Source organism: Mesorhizobium sp. M0243 (assembly GCF_040321775.1).
GTDB lineage: Bacteria > Pseudomonadota > Alphaproteobacteria > Rhizobiales > Rhizobiaceae > Mesorhizobium.
Genome location: NZ_JAMYSF010000036.1, coordinates 1 through 19813 on the forward strand (window position 1 = coordinate 1; position 19813 = coordinate 19813).

General features: G+C 63.2%; 17 protein-coding genes and 1 riboswitch. Of the genes, 10 read left to right on the forward strand and 7 right to left on the reverse strand.

What is annotated here, in order from left to right; genetic code table 11:
* The first annotated feature begins 290 nt into the window (after positions 1-290).
* The 4 genes from NKJ11_RS30105 to serA all read left to right on the forward strand — a co-directional run bounded on the left by NKJ11_RS30105 (position 291) and on the right by serA (position 5181).
* Positions 291-1136: an outer membrane protein gene (locus NKJ11_RS30105; protein ID WP_128305508.1), complete on the forward strand. Its 846-nt coding sequence runs from the start codon at positions 291-293 to the stop codon at positions 1134-1136.
* Positions 1137-1361: 225 nt separating this feature from the next.
* Positions 1362-2135, forward strand: coding sequence for an outer membrane protein (locus tag NKJ11_RS30110; protein ID WP_023811865.1), 774 nt, complete (start codon positions 1362-1364; stop codon positions 2133-2135).
* 201 nt (positions 2136-2336) lie between these two features.
* Positions 2337-3512 (forward strand): phosphoserine transaminase, encoded by a 1176-nt coding sequence (locus tag NKJ11_RS30115; RefSeq protein ID WP_023811866.1) that lies wholly within the window; start codon positions 2337-2339, stop codon positions 3510-3512.
* 67 nt (positions 3513-3579) lie between these two features.
* Positions 3580-5181: a phosphoglycerate dehydrogenase gene (gene serA / locus NKJ11_RS30120; protein ID WP_023811867.1), complete on the forward strand. Its 1602-nt coding sequence runs from the start codon at positions 3580-3582 to the stop codon at positions 5179-5181.
* A gap of 49 nt (positions 5182-5230) precedes the next feature.
* On the opposite strand, the gene NKJ11_RS30125 is transcribed toward serA, so the two are convergent.
* Both NKJ11_RS30125 and NKJ11_RS30130 read right to left on the reverse strand, forming a co-directional pair.
* The gene (locus NKJ11_RS30125; protein WP_352554306.1) at positions 5231-5695 is read right to left on the reverse strand and encodes a DUF2231 domain-containing protein; all 465 of its coding nucleotides are present in this window, start codon (positions 5693-5695) and stop codon (positions 5231-5233) included.
* A 151-nt stretch (positions 5696-5846) separates the two neighbouring features.
* The gene (locus NKJ11_RS30130; RefSeq protein ID WP_023811869.1) at positions 5847-6752 is read right to left on the reverse strand and encodes a DMT family transporter; all 906 of its coding nucleotides are present in this window, start codon (positions 6750-6752) and stop codon (positions 5847-5849) included.
* 208 nt (positions 6753-6960) lie between these two features.
* On the opposite strand from NKJ11_RS30130, the gene NKJ11_RS30135 reads away from it, so the two are divergent.
* Positions 6961-8259, forward strand: coding sequence for an adenylosuccinate synthase (locus NKJ11_RS30135; RefSeq protein WP_127267133.1), 1299 nt, complete (start codon positions 6961-6963; stop codon positions 8257-8259).
* Positions 8260-8334: 75 nt separating this feature from the next.
* Complete coding sequence (locus tag NKJ11_RS30140) at positions 8335-9984, forward strand: hypothetical protein (RefSeq protein ID WP_352794902.1); 1650 nt, start codon at positions 8335-8337, stop codon at positions 9982-9984.
* Between the two features lie 29 nt (positions 9985-10013).
* Here NKJ11_RS30140 and NKJ11_RS30145 read toward each other — a convergent pair whose 3' ends face one another.
* Genes NKJ11_RS30145 through NKJ11_RS30160 form a run of 4 tightly spaced genes read right to left on the reverse strand, consistent with a single transcriptional unit; the run spans position 10014 to position 13095 of the window.
* A complete protein-coding gene (locus NKJ11_RS30145; RefSeq protein ID WP_127297430.1) occupies positions 10014-10313 on the reverse strand; it encodes a CcdB family protein in 300 nt (99 codons plus the stop codon).
* Positions 10313-10555 (reverse strand): type II toxin-antitoxin system CcdA family antitoxin, encoded by a 243-nt coding sequence (locus NKJ11_RS30150; protein WP_128305512.1) that lies wholly within the window; start codon positions 10553-10555, stop codon positions 10313-10315. The genes NKJ11_RS30145 and NKJ11_RS30150 overlap by 1 nt, the downstream gene beginning before the upstream one ends.
* 58 nt (positions 10556-10613) lie before the next feature.
* Positions 10614-12434 (reverse strand): ABC-F family ATP-binding cassette domain-containing protein, encoded by a 1821-nt coding sequence (locus NKJ11_RS30155; RefSeq protein ID WP_352794903.1) that lies wholly within the window; start codon positions 12432-12434, stop codon positions 10614-10616.
* A gap of 1 nt (position 12435) precedes the next feature.
* The gene (locus tag NKJ11_RS30160; protein WP_352440955.1) at positions 12436-13095 is read right to left on the reverse strand and encodes a thiamine diphosphokinase; all 660 of its coding nucleotides are present in this window, start codon (positions 13093-13095) and stop codon (positions 12436-12438) included.
* A gap of 87 nt (positions 13096-13182) precedes the next feature.
* Positions 13183-13297: riboswitch (TPP riboswitch) on the forward strand.
* A gap of 43 nt (positions 13298-13340) precedes the next feature.
* Here NKJ11_RS30160 and thiB point away from each other — a divergent pair.
* The 4 genes from thiB (at position 13341) to NKJ11_RS30180 (ending at position 18712) form a co-directional block, all read left to right on the forward strand.
* Entirely contained in the window at positions 13341-14339 is a 999-nt protein-coding gene (gene thiB / locus NKJ11_RS30165; protein ID WP_352611407.1) for a thiamine ABC transporter substrate binding subunit, read from the forward strand.
* 243 nt (positions 14340-14582) lie between these two features.
* A complete protein-coding gene (gene thiP, locus NKJ11_RS30170; protein ID WP_352629203.1) occupies positions 14583-16202 on the forward strand; it encodes a thiamine/thiamine pyrophosphate ABC transporter permease in 1620 nt (539 codons plus the stop codon).
* On the forward strand, positions 16195-16986 hold the full coding sequence (thiQ, locus tag NKJ11_RS30175) for a thiamine ABC transporter ATP-binding protein (RefSeq protein ID WP_023814299.1): 792 nt from the start codon (positions 16195-16197) through the stop codon (positions 16984-16986). The genes thiP and thiQ overlap by 8 nt, the downstream gene beginning before the upstream one ends.
* Before the next feature lie 256 nt (positions 16987-17242).
* A complete protein-coding gene (locus tag NKJ11_RS30180; RefSeq protein ID WP_127297425.1) occupies positions 17243-18712 on the forward strand; it encodes a M48 family metalloprotease in 1470 nt (489 codons plus the stop codon).
* A 24-nt stretch (positions 18713-18736) separates the two neighbouring features.
* Here the strand turns inward: NKJ11_RS30180 and NKJ11_RS30185 are convergent, their stop codons facing one another.
* Positions 18737-19600, reverse strand: a complete 864-nt coding sequence (locus NKJ11_RS30185) for an RNA polymerase factor sigma-32 (RefSeq protein WP_127297424.1) — start codon at positions 19598-19600, stop codon at positions 18737-18739.
* Between the last annotated feature and the right edge of the window lie 213 nt (positions 19601-19813).

The window sequence follows — 19813 nt, forward strand, 5'->3', positions numbered from 1 at the left end:
CAAAACACGAACAGGATGGAAACGAATCTCCATCCTGTTCGATAGGTCTTACCAGATCCTCATCCAGCCCAACTTAAGTGAACTGCATTACGCCCCTCGGCGGGCTTTTTCTTGTCAGCCGCCACTTTTTTCGGTGTCCGTAAATCTCGCGCCAATCCCTAGAGTTTCGAGATTCGTGGTTAAGCAACAGGGTTAAACGCCTTTTAACCTTTGCAATTCATTATCCACGACTGAAAGCCAATCGCATTTCGGGCGGGTTCGCCGTTCCGAGCTTCTCAGGGGTGACAAGCATGTTCAAGACAGCACGAAAGGCCCTGCTCGCCTTACTGTTCGCGGGCCTGGCAGGACCGTTGTTCGCAGCCGACCTGCCGGAACCGATGGTTGAAGAGGCTCCGCCTCAGGCCGTCTACGAACAGCCGGTCGAGGTCGGCGGCTGGTATATCCGTGGCGATATCGGCTATCATAAGTCGAAGGTAGGTGACATTGACTACATCACTTACGGAGCCGAGCCTTGCCCTTGCGGACCTCCTGTCGGAGTCGCCGGCAGCAAGTCCTTCGACTACGGCAAGCTCAAGGGCGGCTTCTCGCTCGGCGCCGGCATCGGCTACAAGATCAACGACCACTTCCGGACCGATCTGACCGCCGACTACTGGTTCAAATCGAACTTCAACGGCGGCACCTCGGATGCCACCACGACCTCGACCGAAGTGTCGAAGATGAGCGCCCTGCTGCTGCTCGCCAATGCCTATGTCGATATCGGCACCTGGCACGGCATCACGCCCTATGTCGGCGCCGGTATCGGCGGTGCCCGGGTCAAGTGGGATACCGTCTATGACCCGAACACCACTGAGACCAATCCCGGATCATCCAACTGGCGCTTCGCTTACGCGGTCATGGCCGGCGCCTCGTACTGCCTGACCGACAAGGTCATCCTCGACGCCGGCTACCGCTTCTCCCATATCCAGGGCGGCCGCATGTTCGAATTTGATACGAGCAGCGCGGGGCCGGGCTTCGATCACGGCTTCAATACCCACGAAGTGCGCGGTGGCCTGCGCTATCAGTTCGGCGGCAGCAACGGTTGCGCCGCGCCGGTCGTCGCCTACCAGCCCGAACCCGAGCCGATCTACACCAAGTAACGCCATCTACATCACTTGAATTCTTCATCACTTGAATTCTTCGAAAACCGTCCGGCCTCAAGCCGGGCGGTTTTTCGTTTGGCCGCCTAGAATCAACAGCGGAAATGAATCCGCTAACGCTCTGTTAGCCTTAACCGGCACTTAACCACTATGGTTAACAATGCTCCTTGAAACGATGGCTGCCGCTGCGATTGCGGGCTGCGCCAAATTCGGGAGTCGGGGACCATGAAACTTACATCGCGTATGGCGCTGGCGCTCGGTGCACTAGCCCTCCTGCCGCTGACGCCGGTGCACGCGGCCGATTATGACCCGCCGATCTATGTCGACCAGGCGCCCGACTATGTCCCGGTCGAGGTCGGTTCCGGCTGGTACCTGCGCGGCGACGTCTCCTATCTGGCGCAGAAGAGCTTCAAAAATGAGGATTTCGCCTTCACACCTTCGCCACCTGCAAGCTTCAGCGACAAAGAAGATCCGATCTTTGCCAGCATCGGCTTCGGCTACCATTTCAACGACTATCTGCGCGCCGACCTCAATCTCGGCTATCTGCCTGGCAACGAGATCGGCGTCGGCTATGACGATTCAGCGACTGCGGCAGAGCCGACCGTGGCGTCGGCATCCCTGAAGAACTACGCCTTGTCGGGCATACTCAACGGCTATGTCGATCTTGGCACCTATGTCGGCATCACACCCTATCTCGGCGCCGGTATCGGGGTCGTCCGCAGCAAGCGCAGCCTGTCGGCAAGCTATTTCACCGACAATGGCGACGACACGGACGATTTCGCCGTAAGTGACAGCAAGACCCAGTACTCGCTGGCCTACACGCTGAATGCGGGCCTCGCCTATCAGGTATCGAAGAACGTTTCCGTCGACCTGGGCTATCAGTATTTCTCCGCCCCGGACGCTGAATATGTGACGGCTGAGAGCCTGACCTCCTATCCGGTCAAAAAAGGTATCAGCAACCATCAGGTCAAGCTCGGGCTGCGCTACGATCTCTGGTAGGCGCGGCGAGCACGAGGTTCAGGACGGCGGATCTTCGGGGTCCGCCGTTTGCGTTTGAAGTCACGACATCCCGATCAGGGATCGCCGGTATCCCGGCAGCGACAAAAACTTTCCTCTTGACGCCCGAAGCCTGAACGCATATCGCCGTCCGTGGGCCACCCCTCCCCAACGAGGGGCCACTATCTGGAAGGATAGACCACGATGACGACGCATACGAAGCCCGGACTCCGTCCGGCAAACCCCAATTTTTCCTCAGGTCCCTGTGCAAAACGTCCCGGCTGGTCGGTCGAGGCGCTGAACAATGCCGCGCTCGGCCGTTCCCACCGCGCCAAGATCGGCAAGACCAAGCTCGAACAGGCGATCGAGCTGACGCGGGAGATTCTCCAGGTCCCGGCGGGTTATCGCATCGGCATTGTGCCGGCGTCGGACACCGGTGCGGTCGAGATGGCGCTGTGGTCGCTGCTCGGCGAGCGCGGCGTCGACATGGTCGCCTGGGAGAGCTTTGGCTCCGGCTGGGTCACCGACGTGATCAAGCAATTGAAGCTCGCCGATGTGCGCAAGATCGAAGCCGGCTACGGCGAACTGCCTGATCTTACCAGGATCGATTTCGACCGCGATGTGGTCTTCACCTGGAACGGCACCACGTCGGGCGTGCGCGTGCCGAACGGCGATTTCATTCCCGCGGACCGCAAGGGCCTGACCGTCTGCGATGCGACTTCCGCCGCATTCGCGCAGAGGCTCGACTTCGAAAAGCTCGATGTCGTCACGTTCTCCTGGCAGAAGGTGCTGGGCGGCGAGGGCGCTCACGGCATGCTGATCCTGTCGCCTCGTGCCGTCGAGCGGCTGGAGACCTACAAGCCTTCATGGCCGCTGCCGAAAATCTTCCGCCTGACTTCGGGCGGCAAGCTGATCGAAGGCATCTTCAAGGGCGAGACCATCAACACCCCCTCGATGCTGTGCGTCGAGGATTACCTCGATGCGCTCAACTGGGCGAAGTCGACCGGCGGCCTCGACGCGCTGATCGCCAGGGCGGATGCCAATGCGGCCGTCCTCGATCGCTTTGTCGGCAAATCCTCCTGGCTCGGTCATCTCGCCGTCCAGCCGGCGACACGGTCGAACACGTCCGTCTGCCTGTCCTTCACCGATCCGGACGTGTCCGAGCTCGACGCCGACGGGCAGGCGGCTTTCGCCAAGGGGCTGGTGTCGGTGCTCGACAAGGAAGGCGTCGCCTACGATATCGGTGCCTATCGCGACGCACCGCCCGGCCTGCGCATCTGGTGCGGCGCGACGGTCGAGACGTCGGATCTGGAAGCGCTGCTGCCCTGGCTCGACTGGGCCTTCGCCGCACAGAAGGCGTCGCTCAAAGCGGCGGCCTGAGATCATTCGCGGCGGCCTCCGGGCCGCCCATTCCCATCAGGATCAAATCCATTTCAAGGAGGTCGCCATGGCGCCCCGCGTTCTCGTCTCAGACAAACTCTCCCCCACCGCCGTGCAGATATTCAAGGATCGTGGCGTCGAGGTCGACTATCTGCCCGATCTCGGCAAGGACAAGGAAAAGCTCGCCGAAGTGATCGGCCAGTATGATGGCCTCGCCATCCGCTCGGCGACCAAGGTCACCGAAAAGCTGATCAACGCCGCTACCAATCTCAAAGTCATCGGCCGCGCCGGCATCGGCGTCGACAATGTCGATATCCCGGCGGCAAGCCGCAAGGGCATCATCGTGATGAACACGCCCTTCGGCAACTCGATCACCACAGCCGAACATGCGGTGGCGATGATCTTTGCGCTGGCGCGCCAGATCCCTGAAGCCAACGCCTCGACCCATGCCGGCAAATGGGAAAAGAACCGCTTCATGGGCGTTGAGATCACCGGCAAGACGCTGGGCGTCATCGGCTGCGGCAACATCGGTTCGATCGTCGCGACACGCGGCGTTGGCCTCAAGATGCACGTCATCGCCTTCGATCCGTTCCTGTCGGACAGCCGTGCCGAGGAGCTTGGCGTCGACAAGGTCGAACTCGACGAACTGTTCGCCCGCGCCGATTTCATCACCCTGCACACGCCGCTGACCGACAAGACGCGCAACATCATCGATGCCGCGGCGATCGCCAAGATGAAGAAGGGCGTGCGCATCATCAATTGCGCACGCGGCGGTCTGATCGTCGAGGCCGACCTGATCGCGGCGCTGAAGAGCGGCAAGGTGGCCGGCGCCGGCGTCGACGTCTTCGAGGTCGAACCCGCCGAGAACAACGAACTGTTCGGCATGGAGAATGTGGTGGCGACGCCGCATCTCGGCGCCTCGACGACGGAGGCCCAGGAGAATGTCGCGTTGCAGGTTGCCGAACAGATGGCCGACTATCTGATCAAGGGCGCCGTCTCCAACGCCATCAACATGCCGTCGATCACCGCCGAGGAGGCGCCGCGGCTGAAGCCGTTCGTCAAGCTTGCCGAGGTGCTCGGCGCCTTCGTCGGCCAGGTCACCGAGGATCCGATCAAGGAGGTGGAGATCCTGTTCGACGGCTCCACCGCGACGATGAACACGCGCGCGCTGATCAGCGCCGCACTCGCCGGACTGATCCGGCCTCAGGTCTCCGACGTCAACATGGTGTCGGCGCCGATCATGGTGAAGGAGCGGGGTATCATCGTCGCCGAGGTCAAGCGCGACAAGTCGGGCGTCTTCGACGGCTATATCAAGCTGACGGTGAAGACCGAGCACATGACGCGCTCGATCGCCGGCACATGCTTCTCGGATGGCAAGCCACGCTTCATCCAGATCAAGGGCATCAATCTCGATGCCGAGGTCGGCCAGCACATGCTCTACACCACCAATGCCGACGCGCCGGGCATTATCGGGCTGCTCGGCACTGTCTGCGGCGAGAATGGCGTCAACATCGCCAACTTCCAGCTCGGCCGCAACCGGCCGGGCGGCGATGCCATAGCGCTGCTCTATCTCGACGCGCCGTTCCCGGAAGCCGTGCTGGAAAAGGTCAAGGCGCATAAGTCGATCGACTCGGCCAAGCGGCTGCAGTTCGACGTCAACGCGATGTGATCGAGGACAGGGGTCGCCCTCGTTGATGCCGGCCGCCGCGGCGGCCGGTTCAGGTCAACTCGTCCGAGCCATCGGAGACACCCACGCGATGTCGGTAGACCAGTTCCCAGCCCTTCCAGCCCGTAAACAGCAGGATGAGAACCACGATCAGCGATAGGACGAAGCCGGTTGGCATCACGGCCGCCGCTCCGCCGGCATACCGCAAGTACCAGTTGTAAAGCTCGATCAACACAACGAGTACATTGCCGCCGGCATGGAGCCATGCCGTCGTGAGATTGCGGATCTGAACATCGCCGAGAACATCCGTCAGGCCAGCAAGCGCAGCCAGGGCAGCCATGATCAGGCCGGCGCCGAGAAGCCAGAGCGATCCGGTGACCCATCCGGGATCGGCTGTTCGCCAGAAGATAAGATCGCAAACGAAGGTGCCGACGAAAAAAGCAATCGGAAACGGAATCAGCATGGGATGGATAGGGTGACCAGCGATGCTTGCCGTGCTGCGAGGGTTGTGGCTCATCATGTCGCCTCCCTGCCGTTCAAACTCCGCTGGAGGTGAAATGTTCCAAGTGGGGACGCGGCAGGGTTTATGCCGCTGTTTCCGGGCCAATGGCTAAATCCATGCTGTTCGCGTGAATCACTGCAACGGGGAGAGCGTCAGCCGCCACATGTCATCCGCGGTGGTCCGCCAACGCCATCTTGCGCCCGCTGTATTCGGCAAGCCCGATGCCGCCCAGCACGAGCACCAAAGCCAATGCCTGATAGAGGTGGAACGTCTCGCCGACGATCAGCACCGAAAGCAGCGTGCCGAAGATCGGCACCAGATTGATGAACAGGCCGGCGCGGTTGGCGCCGATCAGTTCGTTGCCTCTGATGTAGAAGATCTGCGAAACGACGGAGGCGCCGATCGCCGTATAGACGATGACGGTCCAGCCGCGCGCGTCGGGCATGATGACCTTGCCGGCGACGACCTCCCACAGGAAGAACGGCAGCGAAGTGACGAGTGCCGCAACCGACAGGGCCAGCATCAGGCTTTGCCAATGCATCACCGGTTTCAACCGCAGTCCGACCGAATAGCCGCTGTAGAGAAAGACGGCGACCAGCATGATGGCGTCGCCGAAATTGAGTTCCAGCGTCAACAACCGGCGCGGGTCGCCATGGCAGGCGGTGAGGATCACGCCGGCGATGGTCAGCACGACGCCGACAATCTGAGCCCAGTTCACGCGCAGGCGGAAGAAGACGAAATTGGCAGTCATGATCAGGATCGGCATCGCCGCCTGTTCGATCGAGACATTGATCGCTGTCGTGTAGTTGAGCGCCGTGTAGAAGATGGTGTTGAACAGGGTGAAGCCGCTGGCGCCGAGGGCGACCAGCACGAACCAGTGCTTGCGGACGACCGGCCAGTCCTTCTGGATGGTCTTCCAGCCGATGGGCAGCATGATCGCCACGGCCAGAACCCAGCGCAGGAAGACCAGCGTCATCGGCGAGACGTGATCGACCGCCAGCTTGCCGGCCACCGAATTTCCGCCCCAGAGCAAGGTGGTGAGCAGCAGGAATATGTAGGCGCTTCGATGCATCGCGGGATTCCAGTCGCCGGAGCTGCGGTGTTTGCCGGCCTATTGCCCTCGCTCGCCCAAGTAAATGATGTCAAAGCCGAAAATTGTTGTGCCTCAGGGCATTTTCGACGGCAAAGAAAGGTCGCGCTCGCGAGGTCTTGACGTTATAGAGGCCTGTCGTTTCGAACCATATTCAAGCCGCTTGGCGGCGTCTCAAGGGAAAAGAAACATGGCCAATGTGGTGGTCGTCGGCTCGCAGTGGGGTGACGAAGGCAAGGGCAAGATCGTCGACTGGCTGTCGGAGCGGGCCGATGTCGTGGTGCGTTTCCAGGGCGGCCACAATGCCGGCCATACGCTGGTCGTCGACGGCAAGGTCTACAAGCTGTCGTTGCTTCCGTCGGGCGTCGTGCGCCAGGGCAAGCTGTCCATCATCGGCAATGGCGTCGTGTTCGACCCGCATGCTTTCGTCGCCGAGGTGGCTAAGCTCAAGGCGCAAGGTGTCGAAGTCGCACCGGATCGCCTGAAAATAGCCGAAAACACAGCGCTTATCCTGTCCCTGCATCGGGAGCTGGACGGATTCCGTGAGGACGCCGCATCCAATTCCGGGACGAAGATTGGCACGACCCGTCGTGGCATCGGCCCCGCCTACGAGGACAAGGTGGGCCGGCGCGCGGTCAGGGTGATGGACTTGGCGGATTTGGAAACACTGCCCGTGAAGGTTGACAGGCTGCTGACGCACCATAATGCGCTGCGTCGGGGGCTTGGCCATGCGGAAGTCACGCATGACGCGATCATGCAGGAACTGACCTCGGTCGCCGACGACATCCTGCCCTATATGGACCGGGTCTGGAAAATCCTCGACGACAAGCGCCGGGCTGGCGAGCGTATCCTGTTCGAGGGCGCGCAGGGCACGCTGCTTGACATAGACCACGGCACCTATCCATTCGTGACCTCGTCGAACACGGTTGCCGGACAGGCTGCCGCCGGCTCCGGCGTCGGCCCAGGCGCCATCGGCTATGTGCTCGGCATCACCAAAGCCTATACGACACGCGTCGGCGAGGGTCCGTTCCCGACCGAGCAGAAGAACGAGGTCGGCGAATTCCTCGGCACGCGCGGCCATGAATTCGGCGTCGTCACCGGCCGCAAGCGCCGCTGCGGCTGGTTCGACGCGGTGCTGGTACGCCAGGCCGTCGCTGTCAACGGCATCAAGGGCATCGCGCTGACCAAGCTCGACGTGCTTGACGGGCTGGACGAGATCAAGGTCTGCACAGGTTATCGTCTCGACGGCGAGATGATCGATTATCTGCCGGCAAGCCAGGGTGCGCAGGCACGTGTCGAACCGGTCTACGAGACGCTCGAGGGCTGGAAAGGCACCACTGCCGGCGCGCGCAGCTGGAACGATCTGCCGGCCCAGGCCGTCAAATACGTCCGCTACATCGAAGAGCTGATCGGCGCCCCGGTCGCACTCCTTTCCACCAGCCCGGAACGGGACGACACGATACTTGTGACCGATCCGTTTCAAGACTAGTTTCTGAAGCCTTTCCGGGCATCGCGGCCGATTTGCGGGGGCCGGCGCGGAAACAAAATACAGGTCGACTGAAGCATGGCAGATTACGTTGCTATTCTGACAAAGGCGCTCGGCAAGCATGGCGACGAGACGCCGGAAAAGCGTACGCGCATCTATGCCAGCGTTCGCACCATGCTGGCGAAGAAGCTTGAGGAATATTCGCCGCCGCCGGCCGCCGAAGCCATAGCCACGCAGATGCGTTCGCTGGAAGACGCGATCGCGAGTGTCGAGCGGGACTATGCCAAGAGCCTGCCGGAGACCGATCCGCTGGCGGAGCTGGAACACATCTTTTCGTCGATCGATCGCAACAAGAATCAGCCGAGCCATACACGGCAGCCGGCCAAGGCCGAATCGGCCGGGCCGGCACCGCCCGCTGCAAAGCCTGAATCTTATCAGCCCGCGCCACCACCTGCCGCCAAGGTCGAGCCGAGCTGGCAAAGGGCGACGCCGGCGCCTTCCCAGCTGGCTCGCGCCGACACGCCTCTTCCAGGTATGGATGCCGACGAGGAGGAGGACGAGGCAGATGTCTTTTCCAGCGACGAAGAGCCGGTGTCGGACACCTTCCAGCGCCTGCGTCCCGCCGAGCGCAAGCGCAGCTATGGTGGGCTGATCGCGGCCGTCGTCGCTCTTCTGGTCGTAGCCGGCGGTGGCTACGGAATCTGGCTGAACAAGGATGCCTTCGGCAAAATGCTTGGGCTTGGCGGCAATCAGGTCGCCAAGACCGAGCCGGTGAAACCAGCGCCTGCCAAGCCGGCAACCGATGCCGCGGCAACGCCTCCGGCGCCCGCGGCTGGCGGCACGGAAGCCGAAAGCACGAAATTCACGCAGCGGCTGACGCCGCAGGGCAGTGAAGTCGACCCGGGTCCGGCCGGTGGCCAAAGCGGCATCGGCGAAGGCGAATCGGTCGCCGCGCTGACCACGCCGCCCTCGGCGACGAACCCACCGGCGATTTCCGCTCCGGCCGCAGGCACACCTGCCGCGGCAGCGCCCCCCGCTACAGGTGCCGCCCCCGCAATACCGCCTGCCAACGGAGCTGCCCCGGCAGCGCCAGCCGATGCTGCCGGCACGCCGACCGCACCGGCCGGCGCCGCGCCGCCCGCCACGGCAGCTGCGCCTGCGGAAGCCGCTCTGCCTGTCGGCCAGAAGGCGATCTTCTATGAGGAGCGCACCAGCACCGCCCAGGGTTCCGCCGAGCCCGGCAACATCGTCTGGTCGCTGGTGCAGGAATCGCCCGGTGGCGACCTGCCGCCGGAGCCGGCGATCCGCGCCGAGGCCACCATTCCCGGCAAGGACATCCAGTTGCGCATGACCATCCGCCGCAACACCGACCAGACACTGCCGGCCAGCCATATCATCGAGATGATCTTCCTGACGCCCGACGGTTTCGAGGGCGGCGGTGTCGACAACATCCTGCGCGTCGCCATGAAGGGTTCGGAGCAGGATGCCGGCAGCCCGTTGATCGGCATTCCGGCCAAGATCGCCGACGGCTTCTTCCTCGTCGCGCTCAACGATACCAAGGCCGACGAAGACGCCAACATGACCCTGCTTCGCGGCCAGGACTGGATCGACGTACCGGTCGTCTACAAGACCGGACGGCGGGCACTGCTGACCATGGAAAAGGGCATTCCCGGCGAGAAGGTGTTCGACGAGGCAATCAAGGCCTGGCAGGCGAAGACGGCGGGCTGAGAAGGAAGCCGGCCCGAAGCCTCGTTGACTCAGAAGCCCTGGAACAACATATCGAGCGCGGCGACGATGTCGTCGTGGTGCCGGGAGAGATTTCCCTCGGCATCCGGCAATTCAGAGGCCATCAAGGCTGACATGAACTGCGTGACCATTACATGATCTTTGCCATCGATAGCGAAGGTCGGATTTAGTCGGCGGCCCGGAACCGGTGCTATGTTGGGCGGCATCAACGGAATGACGACTCTTGTGCTCAGTCCTTCAAGAAGGTCGGACTGAACATCGAGAAAATAGCCGCCGCCTTCAGCATTCCGATAAAGATCGTAACGTGCCATCAAAACAGCCGGTATTTGGCTAATGGCAGTCCGTTGCGCCTGACATATTCATTGGAGCTTTCAATGGCTTCTTTGTTTTCCTCTTGCCATCGACGCGTCTTTTCCGCCGCAATCGCTTTCGCGATCCCCGCCTCGGCGGCACGGGAAATGTTGATGCCCAACGCTTTCGCGTCGCTGATCAACTGGGAATCGATGGACGTGTTGACGGATTGCCGTTGAGGTTTTGACGTCGATTGAAGCATGGAAATCGCTCTCTTTTATGCGCATAATGTAGGCGCATAAAAGTTCACACACAATCCCTTACCCTTCCATCTCCTCGCGCAGCATCTCCAGTTCCAGCCACTCTTCCTCCAGCGCCGCCAGCGTGGCGCGCTCCTTGTCGAGGGCGGCGATGGTTTTCTGGAAGGAGGCCGGGTCGCGCTCGTAATAGGCCGGATCGGCGATGTTGTTCTCCAGCCTTGAGATCGAAGCCGTCACAGCCTCGATTTTCTTGGGCAGCGATTCCAGCGCGAATTTCTGTTTGAACGACAGTTTCTTCGCCGGCCCCTTTGGCGCGGCCGCTTCACTTCTGGTCGTCACTGGCGCTTCGCCGTTTTCGGCCTTCGCACGCGCCTTGCGGTCGTCCAGCCTGGTGCCGCCGCGCTGCGCCAGCATGTCGGAGTAGCCGCCGGCATATTCGATCCAGCGGCCTTCACCATCCGGCGCGATCAGGCTGGTCACGGTGCGGTCGAGGAAATCGCGATCGTGGCTGACCAGGATGACGGTGCCGGCAAAGCCGGCGACCAGTTCCTGCAGCAGTTCCAGCGTCTCCATATCGAGATCGTTGGTCGGCTCGTCGAGCACCAGAAGGTTTGCCGGCCGCGCCAGCACCCGCGCCAGCAAGAGCCGTGCCCGTTCTCCGCCGGACAACTCGCGCACCGGCGTGCGTGCCTGCTCCGGCTTGAACAGGAAATCCTTCATGTAGGAGACGACGTGGCGCTGCTCGCCATTGATGACGAGGTTCTCGCCGCGCCCGTCGGTGAGATATTGCGCCAGCGTCTCCTGCGGGTCGACCGCCTCGCGCTTCTGGTCGAGCGTGGCGATCTCCAGATTGGTGCCGAGCCGCACCGAACCGGCGTCCGGCTTCATCTCGCCGGTCAGCATCTTCAAGAGCGTCGTCTTGCCGGCGCCGTTCGGCCCGACCAGGCCGACGCGATCGCCGCGCTGGATGCGGGTCGAAAACCCCTTGACCACGGTGAGATCGCCAAAGCTCTTCTCGATGTTCTTCGCCTCGATCACCAGCTTGCCGGACTCGGCGGCGTCGCTCGCCACCATGGTCGCCGACCCTTCGGCACCGCGATGGCCGCGAAAACGCTGGCGCATGGTCTGCAACTCGCCGAGCCGGCGCATGTTTCGCTTGCGCCGCGCCGTCACGCCGTAGCGCAGCCAATGCTCTTCGCGAACGATCTGGCGGCCGAGTTTATGCTGCTCGCGCTCTTCTTCCTCCAGGACCAGGTCGCGCCATTCCTCGAAATGGCCAAAGCCCTGGTCCAGCCTGCGGGTCTGGCCGCGATCGAGCCAGATGGTGGCGCGCGACACACGTTCGAGAAAGCGGCGGTCGTGCGAGATGACGATCAGTGCCGAGGAGGTGCGGATGAGTTCTTCTTCCAGCCATTCGATGACCGAGAGGTCGAGATGGTTGGTCGGCTCATCGAGCAGCAGGATGTCTGGCTCCGGCGCCATCACGCGGGCAAGGGCAGCACGCCTCGCCTCGCCGCCCGACAGATCATTCGGACGTTCCTCACCCGACAGTCCGAGATGCTCCATCAGATAGCTGGCTCGGTAGGGATCGTCGGCGGGGCCAAGCCCGGCCTCGACATAGGCGCGGACGGTGGCAAAGCCCTCCATGTCCGGCATCTGCGGCAAATAGCGGATAGTTGCCGAAGGCTGGCGGAACACCTCGCCGTCCTGCGGCTCGATCAGGCCAGCGGCGATCTTCAGCAGGGTCGACTTGCCCGACCCGTTGCGGCCGACCAGTGCAATCTTGTCGCCGGCCGAAGCCGTCAAGGCGGCGCCGTCGAGCAGCGGCGTGCCGCCGAAGGTCAGTTTTATCCCGTCGAGGTTGAGAAGAGGCGGGGCCATGTCAGCTTTCAGGTAAGGGATAGGGATGAGCGAGCAGCATCGCGCGGCCATGGCCGAGCGCGATTTCGAGGCGGCCCCCGGTCTTGTCGGACTTGACCTCGTTGGAGATGGTCAGCGACGAACCGAACGCCACCTTGACGTGGTTCAGCGGCCATTTGGCGCCGGTGACGGTCAGGCCGGCGAGCTCGGAAAAGCCGAGCACCGAAAACAGCGTGCCATCGGCATAGTCGAAGCCGGCCGTTCCGCGCAGCAGCGGGATGCCTTCCTGGGCGCCGCTGGTCAGGAGCACATCAGTCCCGGCCTCGGCCAGCCGCAGGGCAAGCGCCAGATGCAGGAAAGCGTGGTCGGCGCGCTTGCCGCCGAAAGCACCTGCGAGCACCAGGCGGGTCGCGCCGCGCTCGAGTGCGGCGGCAATGGCCAGTTCGCCATCGGTCTGGTCCTTTTCCGCCGGGAAGGTCCGGCGCGGCACGGAAGCGAGATCGTCAGGCAGCTCGGCTGGCACGGAATCGAAATCGCCCACCCACAGTTCGGGCACGAGACCCAGCAGCCGCGCATGCCCGATGCCGGCGTCGGCGGCGATGACGCGGGAGCCTTCGGCCTGGCGGTCGAGCCGTGGCGTGCGGATGAGATCGCCGCCAAGCAGGATGGTGAATGTGCTCATATCGTGTGGCCCTTACCAGCCCGGCACGGGAAACGGAAGGCGGCAAACTCCCACTTGCATGGGGGATCGGCCCGGCCTATGTGTCGAAACGCTCTAACGGGGTGCCGGACGCGATCTTCGCGGACCGGCTGAGAGGCAGTCTCGCCAACCCGCTGAACCTGATCCGGTTTGTACCGGCGGAGGGATTAGACGTTTCGGACAGTCCGACGCCTCAATTCCTTTCAATTCGAACGAAGGAGGCGCCGATGCGCACGTTTTTATACGCTCTTGTTTCAGCAACGGTCGTGGCCTTGTCCGGACCGGCCTTGGCCAAGGACAAGCTCACCGTCTACACCTATGATAGCTTCACCGCCGACTGGGGTCCGGGTCCCGTGGTGAAGAAGGAGTTCGAGGCCGAATGCGGCTGCGATGTCGAGTTCGTCTCGGTCGCCGACGGCGTCGCGCTGCTCAACCGCGTCAGATTGGAAGGCGCATCGACCAAGGCCGATATCGTGCTTGGCCTCGACACCAATCTCACCGCCGATGCCAAGGCGTCAGGCTTGTTCGCGCCGCATGGCGGCGTAACTGATGTCAACGTGCCGGGTGGCTGGAGCGACGATACTTTTGTCCCCTTTGACTACGGATATTTCGCCGTCGTCTACGACACCGAGAAGCTGAAGATCCCGCCGAAAAGCCTGAAAGAGCTGGTCGAGGGCAGTGCCGATGACAAGATCGTCATCCAGGATCCGCGCACCTCCACGCCGGGCCTCGGTCTGCTTCTGTGGGTCAAGTCAGTCTATGGCGACAAGGCGCCCGAGGCCTGGGCCAAGCTCAAGGCGAAAGTGCTGACCGTGACGCCGGGCTGGAGCGAGGCCTATGGGCTGTTCACCAAGGGCGAGGCGCCGATGGTGCTGTCCTACACGACGTCGCCGGCCTACCACATGGTCGCCGAGAAGACAGAGCGCTATCAGGCAGCGTCGTTCGAGGAGGGCGAGTATTTGCAGATAGAAGTCGCGGGTATCACCACGGCGGGGGCCAAGAACCCGCTGGCGGCCAAGTTCATCGCCTTCATGACCGGGCCGAAATTCCAGGATGCCATCCCCGAGACCAACTGGATGTTCCCGGCCGGCAAGACCGACAAGCCGCTCAATCCGGCCTTCGACAAACTGGTCAAGCCGACCAAGACCTTGCTGTTCAGCCCGCAAGAGGTCGCTGCCAACCGCAAGGCTTGGGTCGATGAATGGCTGGCGGTGATGAGCAAGTAGGCTTGCGAGTTCTTTTGATGTTCGCGCCACTCCACCCCCCTCTGGCCTGCCGGCAATCTCCCCCTCAAGGGGGGAGATTGGCAGCGTCGTTGCTGGTTATAGTCCGGCAACGTTGGAGACTAGCGGAAGCATGGGTGACGGCCGATCTCCTCCCTGGAGGGGGAGATGTCCGGCAGGACAGAGGGGGGCGCCAAGGAACGCAATCCTTTGTATTTGCCGCGATGGAAAGAATGGTGGTCCAGCGTGCAACGCGCGTCTGACCCCCGCATCACCGCTGGCACCCTCGCGCTCGCTGCAATCGCGCTGCTGATCGGCGGCGCGTTTGCTGGCCTGCTTTTCGAGGGCGCCCATGATTTCTCGGGCGCCTGGGCAACCTTCGATCCCTATCTGCTTCGCGTCATTCGCTTCACGCTCTGGCAAGCGGCGCTCTCGACGCTGCTTTCGGTCATCCCGGCGCTGTTCGTGGCGCGCGCTCTGTCGCGGCACCCACGTTTCTTCGCTCGCGCCTTCATCCTGCAGATCTTCGCCGTGCCGTTGGCGCTGCCGGCTATTGTCGCAGCACTCGGCATCCTGGCGCTTTATGGCCGTGCCGGCTATTTCGCCGGCGTGCTTGCCGTGATCGGCGGGGGAAGCTGGCCGGGCATCTATGGCCTGTCCGGCATCCTCGTCGCCCATGTCTTCTTCAACCTGCCGCTGGCGACGCGGCTGTTCCTCGAGGCGCTGCAGACCATACCGGCCGACCAATGGCGGTTGGCGAGCCAGCTCGGCATGGCGGCGCGGCCGGCGTTCCGGCTGATCGAATGGCCAACGCTGCGCGCCGCACTGCCCGGCGTCGCCGGGCTGGTGTTCATGCTCTGCATCACATCCTTCACCATCGTGCTGACGCTCGGCGGCGGGCCGGCCGCGACGACGCTTGAGGTCGGCATCTACCAGGCGCTGCGCTTCGATTTCGATCCCGCGCGGGCCGTTACACTGACGCTGTTGCAGATCGCCTTGACCTTTATCGTTGTGCTGGCCCTGACGCGCCTAGGCGCCAATGTGGTCGGCGACACCAATTTGCCGGTCGCGCAACGCCGCTATCTCTCGGTCAATCGGAGCGAGACCTGGTTGAACGCGCTAGTCATCATCCTGGCGCTGCTGTTCGTCGTTGGGCCGATGGCGGCAACCGTGGTGGCCGGGTTGGGTGCGGACCTCGGCCGTTTGGCCAGCGAGGCCACCGTCCGGCAGGCAACGCTGACCAGCGCAGCGCTCGCCTTCCTGTCGGCGCTGCTTTCGGTGATGCTGTCGCTGGTGCTGACCATGGCGCGGCGGGCACTGGCGCTGAACCGCCGTGCCGGCGCAAAGACACTGCTCGAACGCGCCACCGATACAGGCGCCGGTTTTGTCCTTGTCGTGCCGCCGATCGTCGTCGGCGCTGGCTGGTTCCTGTTGCTGCGCCATGTCGGCGATGCCTTCGCCATCGCCCCGGTCATGGTCGTCACCGTCAATGCGGTGATGGCGATGCCGTTCGCCCTACGCGCCGTGCGTCCCGCCTATGATGCGGCGAGCGAGCGTCACGAACGGCTCTGCGCACAGCTCGGCATTGCGGGCTGGAACCGGCTGATGCTGGTCGACTGGCCGTCGCTGCGGCGACCGCTCGCCACGGCCTTCGCTTTCGCCATGGCGCTGTCGCTCGGCGATCTCGGTGTCATTGCCCTGTTCGGCAGTGATTCCGTGCAGACATTGCCCTACCTTCTTCTGGCACGGATGGGCAGCTACCGCACCGAGGATGCCGCCGGCCTGGCACTGCTGCTCGGCTTCGTCTGTCTCGCGTTGATCGTGGCGGCGCACTGGCTGGGAAGGGAGAAGGTCCGCGATGCGTGAGAGGGCGGCCAACAGGCTCGAAAAGGGCGCGCCGGTGCGGCTAGACAATGTGTCGTTCAGTTATGGCAGCTATGGCGATGCGCCACTTGTCTTCGACGTCGAGTTCGCCACGGCGAAGATCACCGCCATCATGGGTCCGAGCGGTTCGGGCAAGTCGACGCTGCTCAATCTGGTCGCCGGCTTCGAGACCCCACAATCGGGCCGCGTGCTGATCGGCGGGGCCGATGTCAGCGCCGAGCCGGCCTCGGCGCGGCCGGTGTCGATGGTGTTCCAGGAGAACAATCTCTTCGCGCATCTTTCCGTCGAGCAGAATGTCGGGCTCGGCCGCTCGCCCTCCCTGGGACTGACCGAGGCGGACCGCGTCGCGGTCGCCGAGGCGCTTGCGCGCACCGGTCTCGCGGGCAAGGAGAAACGCCTGCCGCGCGAGCTCTCCGGGGGCGAACGCCAGCGCGTCGCACTGGCCCGCGTGCTGGTGCGCGACCGACCGGTGTTGCTGCTCGACGAGCCCTTCGCTTCGCTCGGACCCGCTTTGCGCGACGAGATGCTGGATCTGGTTGCTGCCGTTCATGCCGAACGCGCCATGACGGTGCTATTTGTCACCCACCAGCCCGAGGATGCACGCCGCATCGGCGAGCACATGGTGTTTGTCGACAATGGGTTGGTGGCCGCAACCGGCAAGGCTGATGATTTCTTTACCGGGGCTGGTCCGGAGGCGTTCCGGCGCTATATCGGCGCGGGTGCTGGATATTCCACATCACGCGATGTTGCCCGGAAGCGGACATAATTTACGGTCAAACCGGCTCCAGGCGATGTGGCGTTTGCTTGCCATGACCGGGGGAGTGTGGCTAGGTCGCCCTACCGGTCCGGCACAGGCCGTGATTTGCCTGCAGTATCCGCCGCCCGCCCTAAGGGACGGGCACGGATGCTGCAGCAGTTTGAGATGGCGCATGACACGTTCCGAAGATCGCCCCCGATTTTCGTGGTCATGCGCCGGGACCCGAAAGGAAGCCGTTCTGGCGATCGGCGCTAACACATTGGGAATGAAACCGCTGGCGCGTTTTCTCGCGCTGGCCGGTTTTGCCGTGGCGTTGGCAAGCTGCCAGATGTTCACGCCGCCGGAAGTTCAGGAATCCGGCTTCCAGCCTTCCGACAAGCCGATCACGGTGGACAATGTCGGCGCCAACAACAAGCTCGCCGAATTGGCCAAGGCGCAGCACCCGCGCATCCTGGCGACTTATGGCGGTGAATATTCCGACCCCAAGCTCGAACGCATGGTCGCCAAGGTGGTCGGTAGTTTGACGGTGGTGTCCGCCAACCCGACACAGACCTATCGCATCACCATTTTAAATTCGCCCAACGTCAACGCATTCGCGCTGCCGGGCGGCTATCTCTACATCACCCGCGGCCTCCTGGCGCTGGCCAATGATTCGGCCGAGCTTGCCGCCGTCATCGCGCATGAGATGGGCCACGTCACCGCCAATCACGGCCTGCAGCGCCAGCAACTGGAGGCCGAGGAAGGCCTGGCCACCAAGGTGGTTTCGGACGTGCTCGGCGACAGCCCGACAGCCAAGGCGGCGTTGATCCGTGGCAAGCTGAGGCTGGCGCAATTTTCGCGCAACCAGGAGCTGGAAGCCGACGCCATCGGCATCAAATCGATCGGCGAGGCCGGCTACGATCCTTTCGCCGCAGGCCGCTTCCTTCAATCGATGTCGGCCTATACCGATTTCCGCTCGATCAGCGGCGCCACCGATGCCAGCCTGGATTTCCTGGCCACGCACCCCAACACGCCGCAGCGCATCGATCTGGCGCAGCGCCATGCCCGCCAGTTCGGCGCGCCGGGCGTCGGCACGCGAGACCGCGATTCCTTCCTCGCCGGCATAGACGGCCTGCTCTATGGCGACACACCCGAGGAAGGCTATGTGCGCGGCGAAACCTTCCTGCACCCGGGCCTTGGCGTGTCGTTCACGGTGCCGGACGGCTTCATCATCGACAATTCGGCGGCAGCGGTGACGGCCACCGGCCCCGGCGACATAGCGATCCGTTTCGATGGCGTTTCCATCGACAAGAACCGGGCGCTGACGGACTATATCCGCAGCGGCTGGGTGGCTGGTCTCGTCGACAGCAGCGTCAAGCAGGAAACCATCAACGGCAATGAGGCGGCGACCGCGCATGCCGGCGCCGAAGGCTGGCAGTTCGACATTGCGGTGATCCGCGCCGGCGGCCAGGTCTACCGGCTGCTGACCGCGGCCCCTTCCGCCAGCACGTCGCTGGACACGATCGCCCGCTCGGTCAGCGGCTCGTTCCGGATTTTGAGCGCTGCCGAAAAGACGGCGCTGAAGCCGCTGCACATCCGCGTCGTCACCGTCCAGCCTGGGCAGACGATGGGTTCGCTTTCGGCGCAGATGGTCGGCGTCGACCGCAAGCTCGACCTGTTCCGCGTCCTCAATGCGCTGTCGCCCGGTGCCGCGGTTTCGGCCGGCGACAAGGTCAAGATCGTCACCGACAAGTAGGCGCCGCTGGACGCCTGCCGCCGTTCAGGCGGCAGTCGCGATGAACTCCGGATTCTGCTTCACCAATGCGACCTTGAGCTTTTCCATGGCGCGGGCCTCGATCTGGCGGACGCGTTCCTTGGAGATGCCGAGCGTTTCGCCGAGCGCTTCGAGTGTCGCGCCCTCGTCGTTCAGCCGCCGTTCCTCGATGATCCTCAGTTCCCGTGCATTGAGCGCGCGAAGCGCCTCCCTCAGCCAGAGCGAGCGGCGCGCGACATCGATCTTGTCGCCGACGATCTCGTCGGGCAGCGGATCGTCCGAAATCAGGAAATCCATGCGCTCGGTCGAACCCGCATCGTCGGCAATAGGCATGTTGAGCGAGGAATCGGGCGCCGAGAGCCGCGAATCCATCATCGCCACATCGGCTTCGGAGACGCCAAGCGCCTCCGACACCTCGCGATAGAGCGTGGCGTTGGAGAGCGGCTCCGTGCCATTCGCCAACCGCGCGCGCAGGCGTCGCAAATTGAAGAACAGCGCCTTCTGGGCCGAGCTGGTGCCACCACGCACGATAGACCAGTTGCGCAGGATATAGTCCTGCATCGAGGCGCGAATCCACCATGTCGCATAGGTCGAGAACCGCACCTCGCGCTCCGGCTCGAAGCGGGCGGCGGCCTCGAGCAGTCCGACATGACCCTCCTGAACCAGGTCGCCGAGCGGCAGGCCGTAATGGCGGAATTTGGAGGCCATGGAAATGACCAGCCGCATATGGGCGACGGTGATGCTGTGCAGCGCGTTCTGGTCGTTGTCCTCTTTCCAGAGCAATGCAAGCCGATGCTCTTCGTCACGCTCGAGGTAGGGAGCCTTCATTGCCGCGCGGACCATGATCCGTCCTGCCGTGTCTTCCATCATGAGGCGCTCCCTGGGTGGTGCGGATGACTTTGCAAACTTGGCTGGCGCCCGGGTTGAAATGGCGGCGTCGTGCCCTACAACAGCCAGAACTGCCATGCGCGGGAAAGGTTCCGCGACCGTGGCGGCGGGATTGTGTTGCCTGAAGGATTCCCAGGACGGTTCGTGATGGCTGCGATGACGAGCAGAAAGTTCCAGTTGGAGAACTGGGTTTCA